At 67.3% G+C, this 14,833-nt stretch carries 14 protein-coding genes and 1 tRNA gene; 7 read left to right on the forward strand and 8 right to left on the reverse strand.

Going from position 1 to position 14,833, the window contains the following annotated elements; all coding sequences use genetic code 11:
• Window positions 1-54: 54 nt before the first annotated feature.
• Genes ACFYZA_RS13380 through ACFYZA_RS13395 form a run of 4 tightly spaced genes read left to right on the forward strand, consistent with a single transcriptional unit; the run spans window position 55 to window position 4,371 of the window.
• The gene (locus ACFYZA_RS13380) at window positions 55-921 is read left to right on the forward strand and encodes a bifunctional DNA primase/polymerase (RefSeq protein WP_388489989.1); all 867 of its coding nucleotides are present in this window, start codon (window positions 55-57) and stop codon (window positions 919-921) included.
• Window positions 918-2,792 (forward strand): ATP-binding protein, encoded by a 1,875-nt coding sequence (locus ACFYZA_RS13385; RefSeq protein ID WP_388489992.1) that lies wholly within the window; start codon window positions 918-920, stop codon window positions 2,790-2,792. The genes ACFYZA_RS13380 and ACFYZA_RS13385 overlap by 4 nt, the downstream gene beginning before the upstream one ends.
• Window positions 2,793-2,815: 23 nt before the next feature.
• The gene (locus tag ACFYZA_RS13390; protein ID WP_388489995.1) at window positions 2,816-2,986 is read left to right on the forward strand and encodes a helix-turn-helix transcriptional regulator; all 171 of its coding nucleotides are present in this window, start codon (window positions 2,816-2,818) and stop codon (window positions 2,984-2,986) included.
• A complete protein-coding gene (locus ACFYZA_RS13395) occupies window positions 2,986-4,371 on the forward strand; it encodes a tyrosine-type recombinase/integrase (RefSeq protein ID WP_388489997.1) in 1,386 nt (461 codons plus the stop codon). The genes ACFYZA_RS13390 and ACFYZA_RS13395 overlap by 1 nt, the downstream gene beginning before the upstream one ends.
• Before the next feature lie 355 nt (window positions 4,372-4,726).
• Here ACFYZA_RS13395 and ACFYZA_RS13400 read toward each other — a convergent pair whose 3' ends face one another.
• Window positions 4,727-6,469: an ATP-dependent endonuclease gene (locus ACFYZA_RS13400; RefSeq protein ID WP_388490000.1), complete on the reverse strand. Its 1,743-nt coding sequence runs from the start codon at window positions 6,467-6,469 to the stop codon at window positions 4,727-4,729.
• A gap of 571 nt (window positions 6,470-7,040) precedes the next feature.
• A tRNA-Tyr gene (locus ACFYZA_RS13405) sits at window positions 7,041-7,122 on the reverse strand.
• A 226-nt stretch (window positions 7,123-7,348) separates the two neighbouring features.
• Here ACFYZA_RS13405 and ACFYZA_RS13410 point away from each other — a divergent pair.
• From ACFYZA_RS13410 to ACFYZA_RS13420, 3 genes are all read left to right on the forward strand, one after another.
• Entirely contained in the window at window positions 7,349-7,837 is a 489-nt protein-coding gene (locus ACFYZA_RS13410; RefSeq protein ID WP_382588647.1) for a YajQ family cyclic di-GMP-binding protein, read from the forward strand.
• A 108-nt stretch (window positions 7,838-7,945) separates the two neighbouring features.
• Window positions 7,946-8,455 carry a methylated-DNA--[protein]-cysteine S-methyltransferase gene (locus ACFYZA_RS13415; RefSeq protein WP_382588645.1) on the forward strand — a complete coding sequence of 170 codons (510 nt, stop codon included), beginning with the start codon at window positions 7,946-7,948 and terminating at the stop codon, window positions 8,453-8,455.
• A complete protein-coding gene (locus ACFYZA_RS13420; RefSeq protein WP_388490003.1) occupies window positions 8,452-9,126 on the forward strand; it encodes an alpha-ketoglutarate-dependent dioxygenase AlkB family protein in 675 nt (224 codons plus the stop codon). The genes ACFYZA_RS13415 and ACFYZA_RS13420 overlap by 4 nt, the downstream gene beginning before the upstream one ends.
• A gap of 25 nt (window positions 9,127-9,151) precedes the next feature.
• On the opposite strand, the gene ACFYZA_RS13425 is transcribed toward ACFYZA_RS13420, so the two are convergent.
• The 6 genes from ACFYZA_RS13425 to ACFYZA_RS13450 all read right to left on the reverse strand — a co-directional run bounded on the left by ACFYZA_RS13425 (window position 9,152) and on the right by ACFYZA_RS13450 (window position 14,833).
• A complete protein-coding gene (locus tag ACFYZA_RS13425) occupies window positions 9,152-9,421 on the reverse strand; it encodes a GlsB/YeaQ/YmgE family stress response membrane protein (RefSeq protein ID WP_382588641.1) in 270 nt (89 codons plus the stop codon).
• Between the two features lie 207 nt (window positions 9,422-9,628).
• Window positions 9,629-10,021, reverse strand: a complete 393-nt coding sequence (locus ACFYZA_RS13430; protein WP_382588639.1) for a YccF domain-containing protein — start codon at window positions 10,019-10,021, stop codon at window positions 9,629-9,631.
• Complete coding sequence (htpX, locus tag ACFYZA_RS13435) at window positions 10,018-10,881, reverse strand: zinc metalloprotease HtpX (protein ID WP_382588637.1); 864 nt, start codon at window positions 10,879-10,881, stop codon at window positions 10,018-10,020. The genes ACFYZA_RS13430 and htpX overlap by 4 nt, the downstream gene beginning before the upstream one ends.
• 146 nt (window positions 10,882-11,027) lie before the next feature.
• Window positions 11,028-11,492 (reverse strand): MscL family protein, encoded by a 465-nt coding sequence (locus ACFYZA_RS13440; RefSeq protein ID WP_382588635.1) that lies wholly within the window; start codon window positions 11,490-11,492, stop codon window positions 11,028-11,030.
• A 216-nt stretch (window positions 11,493-11,708) separates the two neighbouring features.
• Window positions 11,709-13,262, reverse strand: a complete 1,554-nt coding sequence (locus ACFYZA_RS13445; RefSeq protein WP_388490008.1) for an NADH-quinone oxidoreductase subunit N — start codon at window positions 13,260-13,262, stop codon at window positions 11,709-11,711.
• Window positions 13,259-14,833, reverse strand: coding sequence for a NuoM family protein (locus tag ACFYZA_RS13450; RefSeq protein WP_388490011.1), 1,575 nt, complete (start codon window positions 14,831-14,833; stop codon window positions 13,259-13,261). Before ACFYZA_RS13450 ends, ACFYZA_RS13445 begins: the two co-directional genes overlap by 4 nt.

Consider the following 14,833-nt stretch of genomic DNA (forward strand, 5'->3'; position numbering starts at 1 on the left):
TAACTGGCTGGCACTGATCAAGACCGGCCTGAGACGACCTGGAAGGAAGCGAGCATGGCCATCACCGCCCACGAAGCCGCTCTCACCTACGCCCTGGGAGCCGCAGCACGTGGTCTCGCGGTCATCCCGCTGTCCCGCACCAAGCTGCCCGCCGTCCGCTCCCCGCACCGGGCCGAGCACCGCGCCAGCCGCTGCCGAGGCGAGTGCGGGCAGATAGGCCACGGCGTGCACGATGCGAGCACCGACCCCGGCGCCGTGCGGGCCCTGTTCGCCGCCGCCCCGTGGGCTATCGGCTACGGCATCGCCTGCGGCCACCCTCCGCACTTCCTGATCGGCGTGGACCTGGACGTGAAGAATGACACCGACGGTGTCCAGAACTTCGAACGCCTCGCCATCGAGCACGACTTCACCATTCCGCTCACGGTCACGATCACGACTCCGAGCGACGGTCGGCACCTGTGGCTCTGCGGCCCCGCCGACACCACGATTCCGAACTCCGTCGGCAAGCTCGCGCCGGGGATCGACATCCGAGGCAGCGCCGGCTACCTGGTCGGCCCCGGATCACGAACCACCGCAGGCGAGTACGTCCACACCCCAGGAACGCTCCAGCACCCCATCGCAGAAGCCCCAGCCGCACTTCTCCGGCTGATTGCTCCGCCACCCGCGGCACGCCGGAGCACGGTCTCGCTACCGGTGTCCGGCCAGGAGGCCGTCGCCCTCGTGTCGTTCGTCCTCGAATCGTCCTCTGGGCAGCGCAACGACCGCTTGTACTGGGCAGCCTGCCGGGCTCACGAAACAGAAGAAGGGCCGCAGTTGGTGCAGGCCCTCGTGGATGCCGCCGTGCACATCGGTCTGCCCGAGGGTGAGGCCCGCGCCACCGTCGCCTCCGCCGCCCTCCGTGCCACGCGGGGCGCCTGGTGACCCTGCGCACCAACGGCACCACCACCGCTGACATCACCGACCTCGCCAAAAAGATAGTCGCGGGCAACGGAATCGACCCCGACAAGAAGGGCCCCTCGCAGGCCACTCAGCTCGCGGCCCTGGCCCGTGAACGCTACGAGCTCTTCATGTCCGACGACGGCCGCCCCTATGGCGTCACCATCGGCGGCCCCAACCTCGCGCTGCCACTGCGCGGCAAGGCCGGCCTCCGCTCCCAGCTCGCCCGCCAGTTCGCCGACACCAACAACGGCACCGTTCCCTCGCAGTCGGCCCTGGCCGACGCCATGACCGTCCTGGAAGGAGTCGCCGCCTTGGCCGACCCCCGCACCCCACAACTCCGAGTAGCCCGCCATGCCGAACGGATCATCATCGACCTCGGCACCTCCGACGGCCGCTGCGTGGCCGTCGATGAGAATGGCTGGCAGCGCCTGCCCGCCTCCCCCGTGGTCTTCCGGCGCTCTGGCGCCATGAAGCCGCTTCCCGCGCCGATCAGCAACGGCGACGGCCTGGCCGCACTCCGCACCCTGCTCAACACCACCGACGAAGGCTTCCAACTCCTGGCCGCCTGGCTGGTTGCCGCGTTCATCCCCGACCTGCCGCACCCGATCCTGGCGTTCCGCGGCGAACAGGGCACCGGCAAGTCCAAGGGCGCCGCCATGGTGATCGGCATCATCGACCCGTCCGGCGCCCCCAAGCGCACCGCCCCGCGCGACCTCAAGTCCTGGGCCGTACAGGCCTTCAACTCGTGGGCGATCTGCCTGGACAACGTCTCCACCGTCCCCGACTGGCTCTCCGACGCCCTGTGCCGGGCGGTGACCGGCGACGGGATCGTCGACCGCGCCCTGTACACCGACGATGACGTAGTGGTCCTCGAATTCCGCCGCGTCCTGGCCATGACGACCATCGACGCCGGAGCCCTGGCCGGCGACCTGGCCGAGCGCCTGCTGACTATCGAGCTGCAGCTCATCCCGGACCACAAGCGGCGCGAGGAAGCCGAGTTGGACCAGGCGTACGCCGACGCCCACCCCGCGATCCTCGCTTCGCTCTTCGACCTCCTGGCCAAGGTCCTCAAGGCCCTGCCGGACGTCGAACTGACCGAGCGGCCCCGCATGGCCGACTTCGCCCGCGTCCTGGCCGCGGTCGACCAGGTCACCGGCTGGCACACGCTCGACTCGTACAGGGCCACCGCCGCCGACGCCGTGGCCGACGTCCTGGACGGCGAACCGTTCGCCCAGGCCGTCGTCGACCTGGTCGACAAGGCCGGCCCCGACAGCCTCACGCTCACCGCCTCGCAGCTGCTCGAAGGCGTCGCTACCCCGGACAAGCTCCCGAAGAAGTGGCCCAAGGACCCCACCCGCGCCGGTGGCCAGCTGAAACGCCTCGCCCCCGCCCTGCGCACGATCGGCATCGAGGTCGACGACTCCCAGCGCGGCCCGAAGCCGAAGAAGCAGCGCCTCTACAAGCTCACGGCGTCCCCGGAGAGAAGGTGCGAAACAGCGTCCCCAGCGTCCCCCGCCGCCCCTCAAACCCCTGTGACCTGCGAAAACAGGGGGGACGCTAGCGCCACCCCCGTAGCGTCCCCCCTCCCCGTCCGGGGGGACGCTGGGACCGCTGAGGGGGACGCTGCCCTCTTTCCAGCGTCCCCCCACGACACCGCCTCTGACCTGCAGAGATACGACCAGGGGGACACTGGGACCGCTGGGGACGCTGAAATGCAGCACCTCTCTAATCCCACCCCTGAGTGCACCGCCTGCCACCTGCCGCTCGACAGCACGCTGGCTGCGTATGGCGAGACCACCCACCCCGGATGTGACCCCGTGCCCGCCCCCAACTCACCGACGAAGAGGGCCTGATCGCCTTGCCCCGAATACGCCACATGAAGCTCGCAGAAGTCCTCGACGAACTCGACATGTCCCGCGCCGCCTTCTACCGCATGCGCGCCCGCGGCAAGGCCCCCAAGTGCATCAAACTCCCCAACGGCCACCTCCGCTTTCGTCGTTCGGACTTCGACGCCTGGCTGGACAGCCACGAGGAGCCCACCCACTGATGCCCACGAGCTATAACGTCCGCTTCTGGGACATCCGCGAGCGCAGCGGACGCCGAAAGCCGTTCGAGGTCAGATGGGCCGTGGGCGGACGCGAGAAATCCGAGTCCTACCTGACGAAGCCACTGGCGGACAGCCGCAAGGCCGAACTCATCACGGCAGCACGCAATGGCGAGGCCTTCGACCTGGACACCCGGCTCCCCCTCTCCGAGCTGCGCAAGCAGAGGCAAGCCGTCACCTGGTACGAGCACACGCTGAAGTTCATCGACATGAAGTGGGAGAGCACTCCGGCCAAGTCGCGACCGAGCCTTGCCGATGCCCTGGCCTCGATCACTCCGGCGCTGGTGAAGACCGAAGCAGGCCGCCCCGACCACCGCGTGCTGCGCCGGGCGCTCTACAGCTGGGCCTACAACAAGAAGGCCCGCGAACAAGAACCACGCAAGGAGTGGCGCGAGGCTCTGGCCTGGGTCAAGAAGCATTCGATCTCCGTGACCGACCTGGAGGACCCCCTTGTACTGCGGAAGGCACTTCACGCACTCAGCACGACGCTCGATGGCAAGCCGGCCGCAGCCCGAACGGCCCGCCGCAAGAAGGTCTGCTTCAACCAGACACTCACGTTCGCCGCTGAATCCAAGCTCCTCTCCACGATGAACAACCCGCTGGACGCGCTGAATTGGAAGCCCCCGCGGACATCGGAGGAAGTCGACCCGGAGTCCGTCGCGAACCCTCGCCAGGTACGCGAGCTGCTCCATGCGGTCCGAGAGCAAGGCCGGCGGGGAGAGACGCTGGAGGCCTTCTTCGGCTGCATGTATCACGCGGCAATGCGCCCCTCCGAGGTGAAGAACCTCCGTGTGCAGCAGTGCCATCTGCCGGAGAAGGGCTGGGGCACCCTGACCTTGCGCAACGGCCTGGTGCGCGTCGGCAAGCAATGGACCGACGACGGAACCGCGCACGACCAACGCAGCCTGAAGTGGCGGGCTCCCAACGAATCGCGTCCCGTCCCCATCCCGCCCGTGTTCGTCCAGATGCTGCGAAAGCACATCAAGGACCACGGCACCGCGAAGGACGGCCGCGTCTTCCAGACCCTGCGCGGCGGCGTGGTCCAGGAGAGCGGCTACGGAGAGGTGTGGGCGGAAGCCCGCAAGAAGTCCCTGTCCCAGGCCGACCAGGAGTCCCTCCTGGCCAAGCGCCCCTACGACCTCCGCCACGCCGGAATCTCGTTCTGGCTCAGCTCAGGCGTCGACCCGGCAGAATGCGCCCGCCGCGCCGGCCACAGCCTGGCAGTGATGTTCCGGATCTACGCGAAGGTCCTGGCCCAGTCTCAAGGCCGCGCGAACAAACGGATTGATGCTGCTCTGGAAGAGTGGGGTGGCCCAGCCGAGGTGTAATTCTGCAACCCCGAGCGCGGGTAGTTCCCCGCCTTTCGCCCAACCTGGTGCAGCGGTGGCGCTCGGAACCCTTCGTCCCGAAGCAACTTTGGATACTCACTGTCCTTGGGACGATGCGCTCGACACCTGCGCTGATTGGTCCGCTGGCGTCCACGGTTGGTTGCGGCTGTGCGTCAACGTTGTCACGCAGTTGGACACTCACCGAGTCGCCTGCCAGACCGACCGACCACTCATCTTGGTCTTGATCTCGCTATTTTGGCCAGCTTAGCCAACGGTCACTCCGCCGCCCTCAGTTCCCAGGCCAGGTGACTCCAGGTGTTGGGACCTGAAGGATCGGCCTTCTGCGATTCGGGCACTAGCTAGCTAGGGTGTTGATCTTGTCTAGAACTTGCAACATTTCGTCAGGAATCTCATCTTGCCGAATATATTTCGCGAGGGCGTCAAACGAGACAGCTTTGTACTTGTTATCCTGTAGATGCTTGTTGAGTTCTGAAAGGATCTCTTTCGGCGGACAAACCGATCGCCTGTACTCCACTTTCGCCCATCGGGGCGTAAAATCGGCAAGGGTGGCCGCAGTGATACTCACTTCGTGCATCTTGCCTGATCGCTCCACAGATTGACGTTCGCAGTTGAACTTAGCGAAAACGTCTCCCTGCATGGGGTCCATGATTTCAGCCATGACCCGTTCCACTTCAAAAAGAGGGCACCCCGAGATGCGGGAAATCGCGGACGGTGAAATCAAGTAGCTTTCGAGTTCTTTTTTGGCCCATACATGACATTCGAGTCCTGCTTCCGTAAGCTTTGCCGTGACCGAACTGACTTGGGATTGCGTCCTATAGTCGCGATCGAGGATGATGATCGAACCAACCGATCCCTTCAGGAAATCTTGGACCAGCCAACCGAAAGCCTCGGCACTACCCCAGTTCGAGTAGCCATTAATTGGGACAACAGCCAACTCCATTTCGGCAACAATATTCGCGTATCCGAGATTCTTGGCAAGGATGCGCAGAGTCCTCAGATCCTTACCTTCGACGAAAACAATGCCTTTGGCGCGCAGAGCCTTCGCCATGCCCAGATTGAATGCGGTTCCGAGGGATGCACTAAGCGTATCCATCCCCTCCTTTCGGGGGGCTCGAATTGCGTTGCGCTTGGATTTGTCAATCCACACGATCGACTTACTGTCCGCCTCTGCTAGGACTTCGCTGGAATGGGTGGCCAATACTACTTGAATCCCCAGCGAGTCGATCAACCGCACCAATCGGCGTTGCAGATCAGCATGCAAGAATACCTCGGGTTCATCGAGGATCAAGGTAGGCGATTCCCTTAGGCGGAAAATATGAAGAAGTAGCTGGAGCCAAATTTGCACCCCGTCTCCGGCCCAGACGAGTTCTTTCTCTCGACCGCTTCCCGGTTCTGTATAGAATACGTCAATGCTTGACCCGGGCCCGTATTGTGCTACGGGTTCGGAGATCCGCATACCCCCCATCCACGGTTCCGCGAAATCAAGAAACTCCAGCCAATCGTCGCTGCTAGAGCTTAGAATGCGCAATTGGTTTCTGAAGTGACGGCTACTGAGTCGTGACGCCAGGTTTTTCCTAACGTATTCCGCGGTAAGGATCTCCTCCTCATGCTCTAGCGGAGTGAGCGCAGGGATGATCCCAATCGGCGTGTACTCCTCTCTTACCTGCTTAACGGTTCGAGGGATGCGCCCCGTTGCATCCAATAGATAGAAGAAGGGGGTGCTGTCAGTGTCGTAATCATATCTGGGCCAAACAGCCCGTAGCTTGCATCCGTTTTGCCAAATCAGCTCCAGAGTCGTTTCGCTTGTTTCCCTGAACTCGTGACGAACGCTCTCGTTTAGAAGTTCGAAATCTTTGACTGGAATCGGGTATCCCTGAACCCAGGTCTCTCCATGCTGACGGCTTAGTGAAAACTTGGACCTCTTAGCGCTTCGGAGGCATGCTTCAGCGAACTTGAGTGCGGAAAGAATAGTGCTCTTTCCGGCGCTATTAGGGCCGACCAGGAGGGAGAATTCTTTTAGTGTGATAGAGAAGTTCTCGAAAGCTTTGAAGTTGCGGAGCTTTACCTGCTTGAGCATTTTTACCCTCCCTGTGCAGCTTCGGGGAGATCGCCCCTCCCGGGCGTCTGGCAAGTGATCGTATGGGAGGTGGCATCGGTAGTGGGATGGTTTTGAAAGAAGTGAAGTCAGCTGAGCGATCTTCTGGCTAAGTCGTGGGCCACAGGGCCTTAAAGCCGTGGAGCCGACCGGCCCCAGCCATGGCGGGTTTTCCCTGATCTTCGCGCTCTGCGCGCAGGGCGCCGCCGGGCGCGGCCAGCGGGGCGGAGACAGGAGGCAGGCCGCGCCGCAGAGACAGCCCGCGCCCGCGCTGTGCGCGGGCCTTGATGATGAGGCAGAGAAAGTTCGTCCGGGCTTACAGAGCCCGCTCGGCACTTCGCCCAAGACCCAGACAATCCAGGGGGCCCCGCGTCCATCGGCTCCAGGCTTGGCCCGCGTATGGCCCGCACGCCCTGGTCGGACCCCAGATCCGCGCGGCACAGAGTGAGACACGTCACCCAGTTTCGATTCCGCTCGAAAGATCGCAGAGCAGACAACGAAGAGACCCCCGGCGACCCGCATTCTTGCAGGTCACCAGGGGTCTCACCCAGTGTGGCGGCGCCAGGATTCGAACCTGGGTAGGCAGAGCCGACGGATTTACAGTCCGTTCCCATTGGCCACTCGGGCACACCGCCATGGGATGTCGCCTCCGGTTCCCGCTTTTCGGCGATGCTCCGTGGCAACGACGTAAACGATACCCGATGCCCAGGGGTGCTTCGCCACCCCATTGATCAACGCTTCGCCCGGCACGGGGTGGCTAGGCTTTGCCGCGGCGGTTCGGCAGTGGGGCCGGGTCGCCGCGCGTTCGGCCGTTGGCTCGGGCGCACCTCGACACACAACCGAACCAAGGAGCCACAGGACATGGCCGACTCCAGTTTCGACATCGTCTCGAAGGTCGAGCGGCAGGAGGTCGACAACGCCCTCAACCAGGCCGCGAAGGAGATCTCGCAGCGCTACGACTTCAAGGGCACGGACGCCTCGATCTCGTGGTCCGGCGAGAAGATCCTGATGCAGGCGAACGGCGAGGAGCGGGTCAAGGCGATCCTCGACATCTTCGAGACCAAGCTGGTCAAGCGCGGCATCTCCCTGAAGTCGCTGGACGCGGGCGAGCCGCAGCTGTCCGGCAAGGAGTACAAGATCTCCGCCTCCATCGAGGAGGGCATCTCCCAGGACAACGCCAAGAAGGTCGCGAAGGTCATCCGCGACGAGGGCCCCAAGGGCGTCAAGGCGCAGGTGCAGGGCGATGAGCTCCGCGTCTCCTCGAAGAGCCGCGACGACCTCCAGGCCGTCCAGGCCCTGCTCAAGGGCAAGGACTTCGACTTCGCCATCCAGTTCGTGAACTACCGCTGAGCCTGTTCGCATGATGCGCGGGCGGCCGGACGTGGTGTCCGAATTCCGCCAGCGTCGCGCGCTCGGGGGTCGCAGACTCGATGTCGTACGCAAGGAAGGGAATGTGCGATGACTGTCTACGCGACCCTCGAAAGCCCCCTGGGCGAGCTCCTGCTCGTCGGGGAGGAGTCCGCCACCGCGCCGGGCGGGACCGCGCTGGTCTCGCTCTCCGTGCCGGGGCAGAAGGGTGGCGCCGCCGTCCGGGACGGGTGGCGGCACGCGCCCGACGCCTTCGCCGGGATCGCCGCGCAGCTGCGGGCGTACTTCGCCGGCGAGCTGACCCGGTTCGACATCGAGTACGCCTCCGGTGCCCCCGGCACCGAGTTCCAGCGCCAGGTCTGGGCCGAGCTGGACGCGATCGAGTACGGCACGACCGTCTCGTACGGCGAGATCGCCCGGCGCATCGGTGCCTCCTCCGTCCTGGTGCGGGCGGTGGGCACCGCGATCGGGCGGAACCCGCTGCTCGTGGTGCGGCCCTGCCACCGGGTGATCGGCTCCGACGGCTCCCTCAAGGGGTACGCGGGGGGCCTGGAGCGCAAGCAGGCGCTGCTCGGGCTGGAAGGTGTCCTGACGCCATGAGCGAGGGGCTGTTCCGGCTGCCTCGGCCCGCCCGGGTCGAGGTCGCGCCCGGCGCGGTCCACCTGCCGGGCTGGCTCCCCCTCGCGCGCCAGCGGGAGCTGGTCGCCGCCTGCCGGGAGTGGGCGAGGGGGCCCGTGCCGATCCGCCGCACCGAGCTGCCGGGCGGGGGTGTGATGTCCGTGCGGACGGTGTGTGTCGGGTGGCACTGGCAGCCCTACCGCTACACCCGCGTCGCCGACGACGTGAACGGCCTCCCCGTTGCCCAATTCCCCGACTGGCTGGGCGAGTTGGGACGTTCCGCGGTGGCCGCCGCCTATGGCGACGCGGGCGCGGCCGAGCGCTACTCGCCCGACACCGCGCTCATCAACTTCTATGACGACACCGCGAAGATGGGGCTGCACCAGGACAAGGACGAGAAGTCCGACGCACCCGTCGTTTCGCTCAGCATCGGGGACAGCTGCGTCTTCCGGTTCGGCAACACCGAGAGTCGCGGGCGGCCCTATACCGATGTGGAGCTGGTCTCCGGCGACCTGTTCGTCTTCGGCGGGCCGTCCCGGTTCGCGTACCACGGTGTGCCGAAGGTGCTGCCGGGGACGGGTGAGCCGGCCACGGGCATGGCGCGTGGCCGGCTCAACATCACGCTTCGCGACACCGGTCTCGGCGGCGGCTGACCGCCGTGCCGCGCCGGCCCGTTGGTCAGCGGCTGCGTGAATTGCCGAACAGGATGCGGTAGATGATCAGCAGCACCAGCGAGCCGCCGATCGCCGCCGCCCAAGTGGCGCCGTCGTAGAAGTGGTTGGCGATCGGGCGGTCCATCCAGCGGGCCGATATCCAGCCGCCGACGAACGCTCCCGCGACACCGATGAGGGTCGTGCCGATCAGACCGCCCGGGTCGCGGCCGGGGAGCAGGATCTTCGCGATCGCCCCGGCGAGCAGGCCGAGGATGATCCAGCTGACGATGCCCATGCCGGGAACCTGCCTTTCGTACGCACTGCGCGGGGCATCTGCCGTATTGCGTAACCCCGCAACCATTCGGTTCGCCGGGAAAGACGCGACGGCGGTGCGCACGGTTGCGCCCTCGCCAGGGTGCGGCGTAGGACACAGGCTTCGGCCCTCCACGCGGCGGCACCGGGGCGCGGGGCCGCCCGGGGCCCCGGTCCGGCGCCTCGCCGCTCAGCGCGCGGCGAACGGCTCGTCCGTGGGGACGATCTCCTTGCCCAGGGGGAGCAACGACACCGGGAGCAGCTTGAAGTTGGCGATGCCCAGCGGGATGCCGATGATCGTGACGCACAGGGCGATGCCGGTGACGATGTGGCCCAGGGCCAGCCACCAGCCGGCGAGCACCAGCCACAGGACGTTGCCCACGCAGGAGGGCGCGCCCGCCCCACTCCGGTCCACGACCCGGTAGCCGAACGGCCAGAGGGCGTACACGCCGATGCGGAACGCCGCTATGCCGAACGGGATGCCGATGATCGTGATGCACAGCAGCAGACCGGCCAGCAGGTAGCCGAGGAACATCCAGAAGCCGCACAGGATCAGCCAGATGACGTTCAGGATGGTCTTCATGGGCGGCGACCTGCCATTTGTTCGAGTCGGGCGATGCGTTCCGCCATGGGCGGGTGGGTCGAGAACAGTTTGGACACTCCCTGACCGGGGCGGAAGGGGTTCGCGATCATCATGTGGCTGGCCGTCTCGATGCGCGGCTCGGGCGGCAGCGGCAGCTGCTTGGTGCCCGCTTCGAGCTTGCGCAGCGCGCTGGCCAGGGCCAGCGGATCGCCGGTGAGCTGGGCGCCGGACGCGTCCGCCTCGTACTCGCGGGAGCGGCTGATCGCGAGCTGGATGACCGAGGCCGCGAGCGGGCCCAGGATCATGACGAGCAGCATGCCGAAGATGCCGGGGCCCTCGTCGTCATTGGAGCGGCCGACCGGGATCAGCCACGCGAAGTTGACCAGGAACATGATCACCGAGGCCAGCGCGCCGGCGACCGACGAGATCAGGATGTCCCGGTTGTAGACGTGGCTCAGCTCGTGGCCGATCACGCCCCGCAGCTCCCGCTCGTCCAGGATCTGCATGATCCCCTCGGTGCAGCAGACCGCCGCGTTGCGCGGGTTGCGGCCCGTCGCGAAGGCGTTGGGGGCCTGCGTCGGCGAGATGTACAGGCGGGGCATGGGCTGGCGGGCCTGCGTCGAGAGCTCGCGGACCATCCGGTAGAGCGCCGGGGCCTCGAACTCGCTGACCGGACGGGCCCGCATGGCGCGCAGGGCCAGCTTGTCGCTGTTCCAGTACGCATAGGCATTGGTGCCCAGCGCCACCAGGAGCGCGACGATCAGCCCGGTACGGCCGAAGAAGCTTCCGATGACGATGATGAGCGCGGACAGTCCTCCGAGGAGAACAGCGGTCCTCAGCCCGTTGTGCCGGCGGTGCACGGTACGCCCTCCAAGTGGTGCGGTGGGGAGCCCTTCGCTGGTGGTCCTTCCCTGTCCAGTGGACTCTCCCGTACTGGTCAACGCCAGGCGGGGGACGCGGGTTCCCTTGTGCGCGCTGGAGGGCGCGTTACGCCGTACGGGGTGGATCAGCGCTGGGCGGGCAGCCCGGCCATCTCCAGGGCCGTCTCGTCGGGCTCGATCTCGCTCGTGCAGTACGAGCAGCGGCTCGCGATGCCGGGGATCTGGGAGTAGCAGCGCGGGCAGTCGCGCAGCGCGGCCTTGATGTCGACCGGCTTGTCCTTGTCCCGCCGGTCGAAGCGGGCCTGCACCTTCATCATGGGCACGACGACGAGGAAGTAGAGCACCGCGGCGGTGATCATGAAGGCGATCGCCGCGCCGACGAACTTGCCGTAGGGGAACGTCACGCCGTCGGCGGTGAAGGTCGCGGTGCTGAAGTCGCCGGTCGAGCGGGTGGCCAGGCCGATCAGCGGGGTGATGAACGCGGTGCTGAAGCCCGTGACCACCGCGGTGAAGGCCGACCCGACGGCCAGACCGACGGCCATCGTCACTATGTTCCCGCGCAGGATGAAGTCCTTGAACCCGCTCAGCACCGCTCTGCTCCCTGATGTCTCTCGTCTGGTTCCGCGCCGTCGTACGCGCGTACGCGCCCGGATGTGCGCGTACGACAGTGCCTTCTCAAGGGCGTCCGCATCAAACCGTGCCCTCGCACCAGGCTTGCCAGAACGCGACGGCGGCCGCAAGAGGGGCACGCGGGAGCGAGCGGCGTCCGGACTGCCCACCACGCGCCCATAGGAGAGCGCGCGTCCTCAGAAGAGGGTCACCGAGGCGAAGTGCAGGGCCAGTTGGGGCAGGCCCGACAGGACGACGCCGACGGTCGCGGTGAGCGCGATCGCGACCGCGAGCGGGGCCGGGACGCGGGAGCGCACCGGCCGCGCCGGGGTCCCGGCGGCCTCGGAGGCCTCGTCCGCCGGCTCGGGCGAGCGGAACAGGATCGCGGTCCAGCGCAGGTAGTAGTAGAGGGCGACGACGACGTTGACCGCCATGACGACCGCCAGCCAGCCGAGCCCCGCGTCGACGGCCGCCGAGAACACGGTGACCTTGGCGAACAGGCCGATGATGCCCGGCGGAAGACCGGCCAGGCACAGCAGGAAGAAGGCGAGCGCCAGGGCGGCGAGGGGGCGCTCGGCGTACAGGCCCCGGTAGTCGGTGAGGCGGTTCAGCGGCTTGCCTCGGGCGACCAGGGCGGCGACCGCGAAGGCGCCCAGGTTCACGACGGCGTACATCAGGGCGTACGCGACGGTGGCGCCGACCTTGTCGTCGCCGGAGTACGCGGCGGCCGCGATCGGCACCAGGAGGTAGCCGGCCTGGCCCACCGAGGACCAGGCGAGCAGCCGGACCGCGCTGTGCGCGCGCGTCGCGGCCTGGCGCACGGCGGCCGCGTTGCCGATGGTCATGGTCAGCGCGGCGAGCACCGCGAGGGCCGGACCCCACACGTCGGCGTACGCGGGGAAGGCGACGACGGTCACCAGGATGAGCCCGGAGAAGCCGACCGCCTTGCCGACGACGGAGAGGTAGGCGGCGACGGGCAGCGGCGCGCCCACATAGGTGTCGGGCACCCAGAAGTGGAAGGGCGCGGCGGCCGTCTTGAAGGCGAAGCCGACGAGGGTCAGCACGACGCCGGTCTCGGCGACGGTACCCAGCTGGCCGGGGACGTCGGCGAGCTTGGTGGCGATCTCCGTGAGGTGCAGGGTGCCGGTGGCCGCGTACACGAAGCTGACGCCGAGCAGCATCACGGCGGTGGCGGTGACCGACGACAGGAAGAACTTCAGGGCCGCCTCGGAGGACAGCCGGTCGCCGCGCTTGAGCCCGACGAGCGCGAAGGCGGGCAGCGAGGCGACTTCCAGGGCGACGACGAGGGTGGCGAGGTCGCGGGCGGCGGGCAGCAGGGCCGCGCCGGCCGCCGAGGACAGCAGCAGGAACCAGAACTCGCCCGCCGGGAGCTTCTCCTCGGTGTCCTTCATCGACAGCAGCGCGGTCAGCAGGGCGCCACCGAGGACCAGGGCCTGGATGACGAAGGCGAACTGGTCGACGGTGTAGCTGCACGCGTCCGGGTTGGCGGTCAGGCAGAACGTGGAGCGGCTGCCGGTGCGCAGCGGCACCAGGGCGGCGAGCGCCGCGACCAGGCCCGCGACCGTGATCCAGCCGAGCAGCGGCTTGCGCGCGGGCGGCAGGAACAGGTCGGCGAGCAGCACGACCAGGGCGACCGCCGCCGCGATCAGGGGCGGTGCGATCGCGACCCAGTCGACGGACTGGACCAGGCTTGCGGTGCCGGCCGCCGCGGTGGTGACGTCGGGGGTCACGACTTGCCTCCTGCGAGGAGCTTCTGGACGGCCGGGTCGGTCAGGCCGAGGAGGACCGCGGGCCAGAGCCCGGCGAGGACGGTGAGCGCGACGAGCGGGCTCCAGGCGGCGAACTCGTAGCCCTGGATGTCCACGAGCTGCGGGCCCTCGGTGGGCTTGGCGCCCATGCAGACCCGGCGCACGACGACCAGCAGGTACGCGGCGGTGAGCAGGGTGCCGAAGGCGGCGATCGCCACGAAGGTGAGGAAGGCCGGACGGCTGAGGCCCGCCGCCGGGTCGAACGCGCCGAACATCGCGAGCATCTCGCCCCAGAACCCGGCGAGTCCGGGCAGCCCGAGGGAGGCGACGGCCGCGAAGGCGAGCAGTCCGCCCAGGCGCGGCGCCCTGCCGTAGAGAGCGGCTCCGGTGGCGCCGGCCAGGGTGTCGAGGTCGGCGGTTCCGTAGCGGTCCTTGAGGGCCCCGACCAGGAAGAACAGCAGGCCCGTGATGAGGCCGTGGGCGATGTTGGCGAACAGCGCGCCGTTCACGCCGGTGGGGGTCATCGAGGCGATGCCGAGCAGCACGAAGCCCATGTGGCCGACGGAGGAGTACGCGATGAGCCGCTTCAGGTCGCCCTTGTTGCCCTGCTTGGCGAGCGCGAGGCAGGCCAGCGAACCGTAGATGATCCCGGCGACGGCGAAAGCGGCCAGGTAGGGCGCGAAGGTGTGCATGCCGTGCGGGGCGATCGGCAGCACGATGCGGACGAAGCCGTACGTGCCCATCTTCAGCAGGACGCCGGCGAGCAGCACCGAGCCGACGGTCGGGGCGGCGGTGTGGGCGTCCGGGAGCCAGCTGTGCAGGGGGAACATCGGGGTCTTGACCGCGAGCCCGATCCCGATCGCCAGAACGGCGATGACCTGCACGGACGAGGTCAGCCCACGGCCGTTGTCAGTGGCGAGTGCCACCATGTCGAAGGTGCCCGCCTTGAGCCCGATCAGGAGCAGGCCGAGCAGCATGACGACCGAGCCGAGCAGTGTGTAGAGGATGAACTTCCAGGCGGCGGCGGTCCTCCCGGCCCCGCCCCAGCGGGCGATCAGGAAGTACATCGGGATGAGGACCATCTCGAACGCGAGGAAGAACAGCACGAGATCGAGGACGGCGAAGGTGGCGAGGGTGCCGGACTCCAGGACGAGCAGGAGCGCGACGAACGCCTTCGGGCCGGGGCCGGAAGGCATCTTGAAGTAGCTGTACAGCGCGCAGAGGAAGGTCAGCAGCGCGGTCAGGACGAGGAGGGGGAGGGAGATGCCGTCGATGCCGAGGTGGATGTGGATGTTCAGCGCCGGGATCCACTGGATGTCCGTCGTGGCCTGCATCGTCGACGGATGGCCGCGGTCGAAGCCGAGCGCGAGGACGATCGCGGCGAGCAGGATCACGCCGGTCACGGTCACGCCGTGGCGGAGCACGGCCTGGTCGGGGCTCTTGCCCCGGAGCCCGGGCGGGGCGGGGAGCAGGGCCGCGACGGCGCCGATGAGCGGGACGACGACGATGAACGCCAGAAGGAACTGCATCACGGACTCGCTGATATCGATCAC

The organism is Streptomyces sp. NPDC001828 (assembly GCF_042892175.1).
In the GTDB taxonomy this organism is placed as follows: domain Bacteria; phylum Actinomycetota; class Actinomycetes; order Streptomycetales; family Streptomycetaceae; genus Streptomyces.

Coding starts and splice junctions, on each gene's coding strand:
- ACFYZA_RS13380 (WP_388489989.1), top strand. CDS start 55: ATGGCCATCACCGCCCACGAAGCCGCTCTCACCTACGCCCTGGGAGCC.
- ACFYZA_RS13390 (WP_388489995.1), top strand. CDS start 2,816: ATGAAGCTCGCAGAAGTCCTCGACGAACTCGACATGTCCCGCGCCGCC.
- ACFYZA_RS13395 (WP_388489997.1), top strand. CDS start 2,986: ATGCCCACGAGCTATAACGTCCGCTTCTGGGACATCCGCGAGCGCAGC.
- ACFYZA_RS13400 (WP_388490000.1), bottom strand. CDS start 6,469: ATGCTCAAGCAGGTAAAGCTCCGCAACTTCAAAGCTTTCGAGAACTTC.
- ACFYZA_RS13410 (WP_382588647.1), top strand. CDS start 7,349: ATGGCCGACTCCAGTTTCGACATCGTCTCGAAGGTCGAGCGGCAGGAG.
- ACFYZA_RS13415 (WP_382588645.1), top strand. CDS start 7,946: ATGACTGTCTACGCGACCCTCGAAAGCCCCCTGGGCGAGCTCCTGCTC.
- ACFYZA_RS13420 (WP_388490003.1), top strand. CDS start 8,452: ATGAGCGAGGGGCTGTTCCGGCTGCCTCGGCCCGCCCGGGTCGAGGTC.
- ACFYZA_RS13425 (WP_382588641.1), bottom strand. CDS start 9,421: ATGGGCATCGTCAGCTGGATCATCCTCGGCCTGCTCGCCGGGGCGATC.
- ACFYZA_RS13430 (WP_382588639.1), bottom strand. CDS start 10,021: ATGAAGACCATCCTGAACGTCATCTGGCTGATCCTGTGCGGCTTCTGG.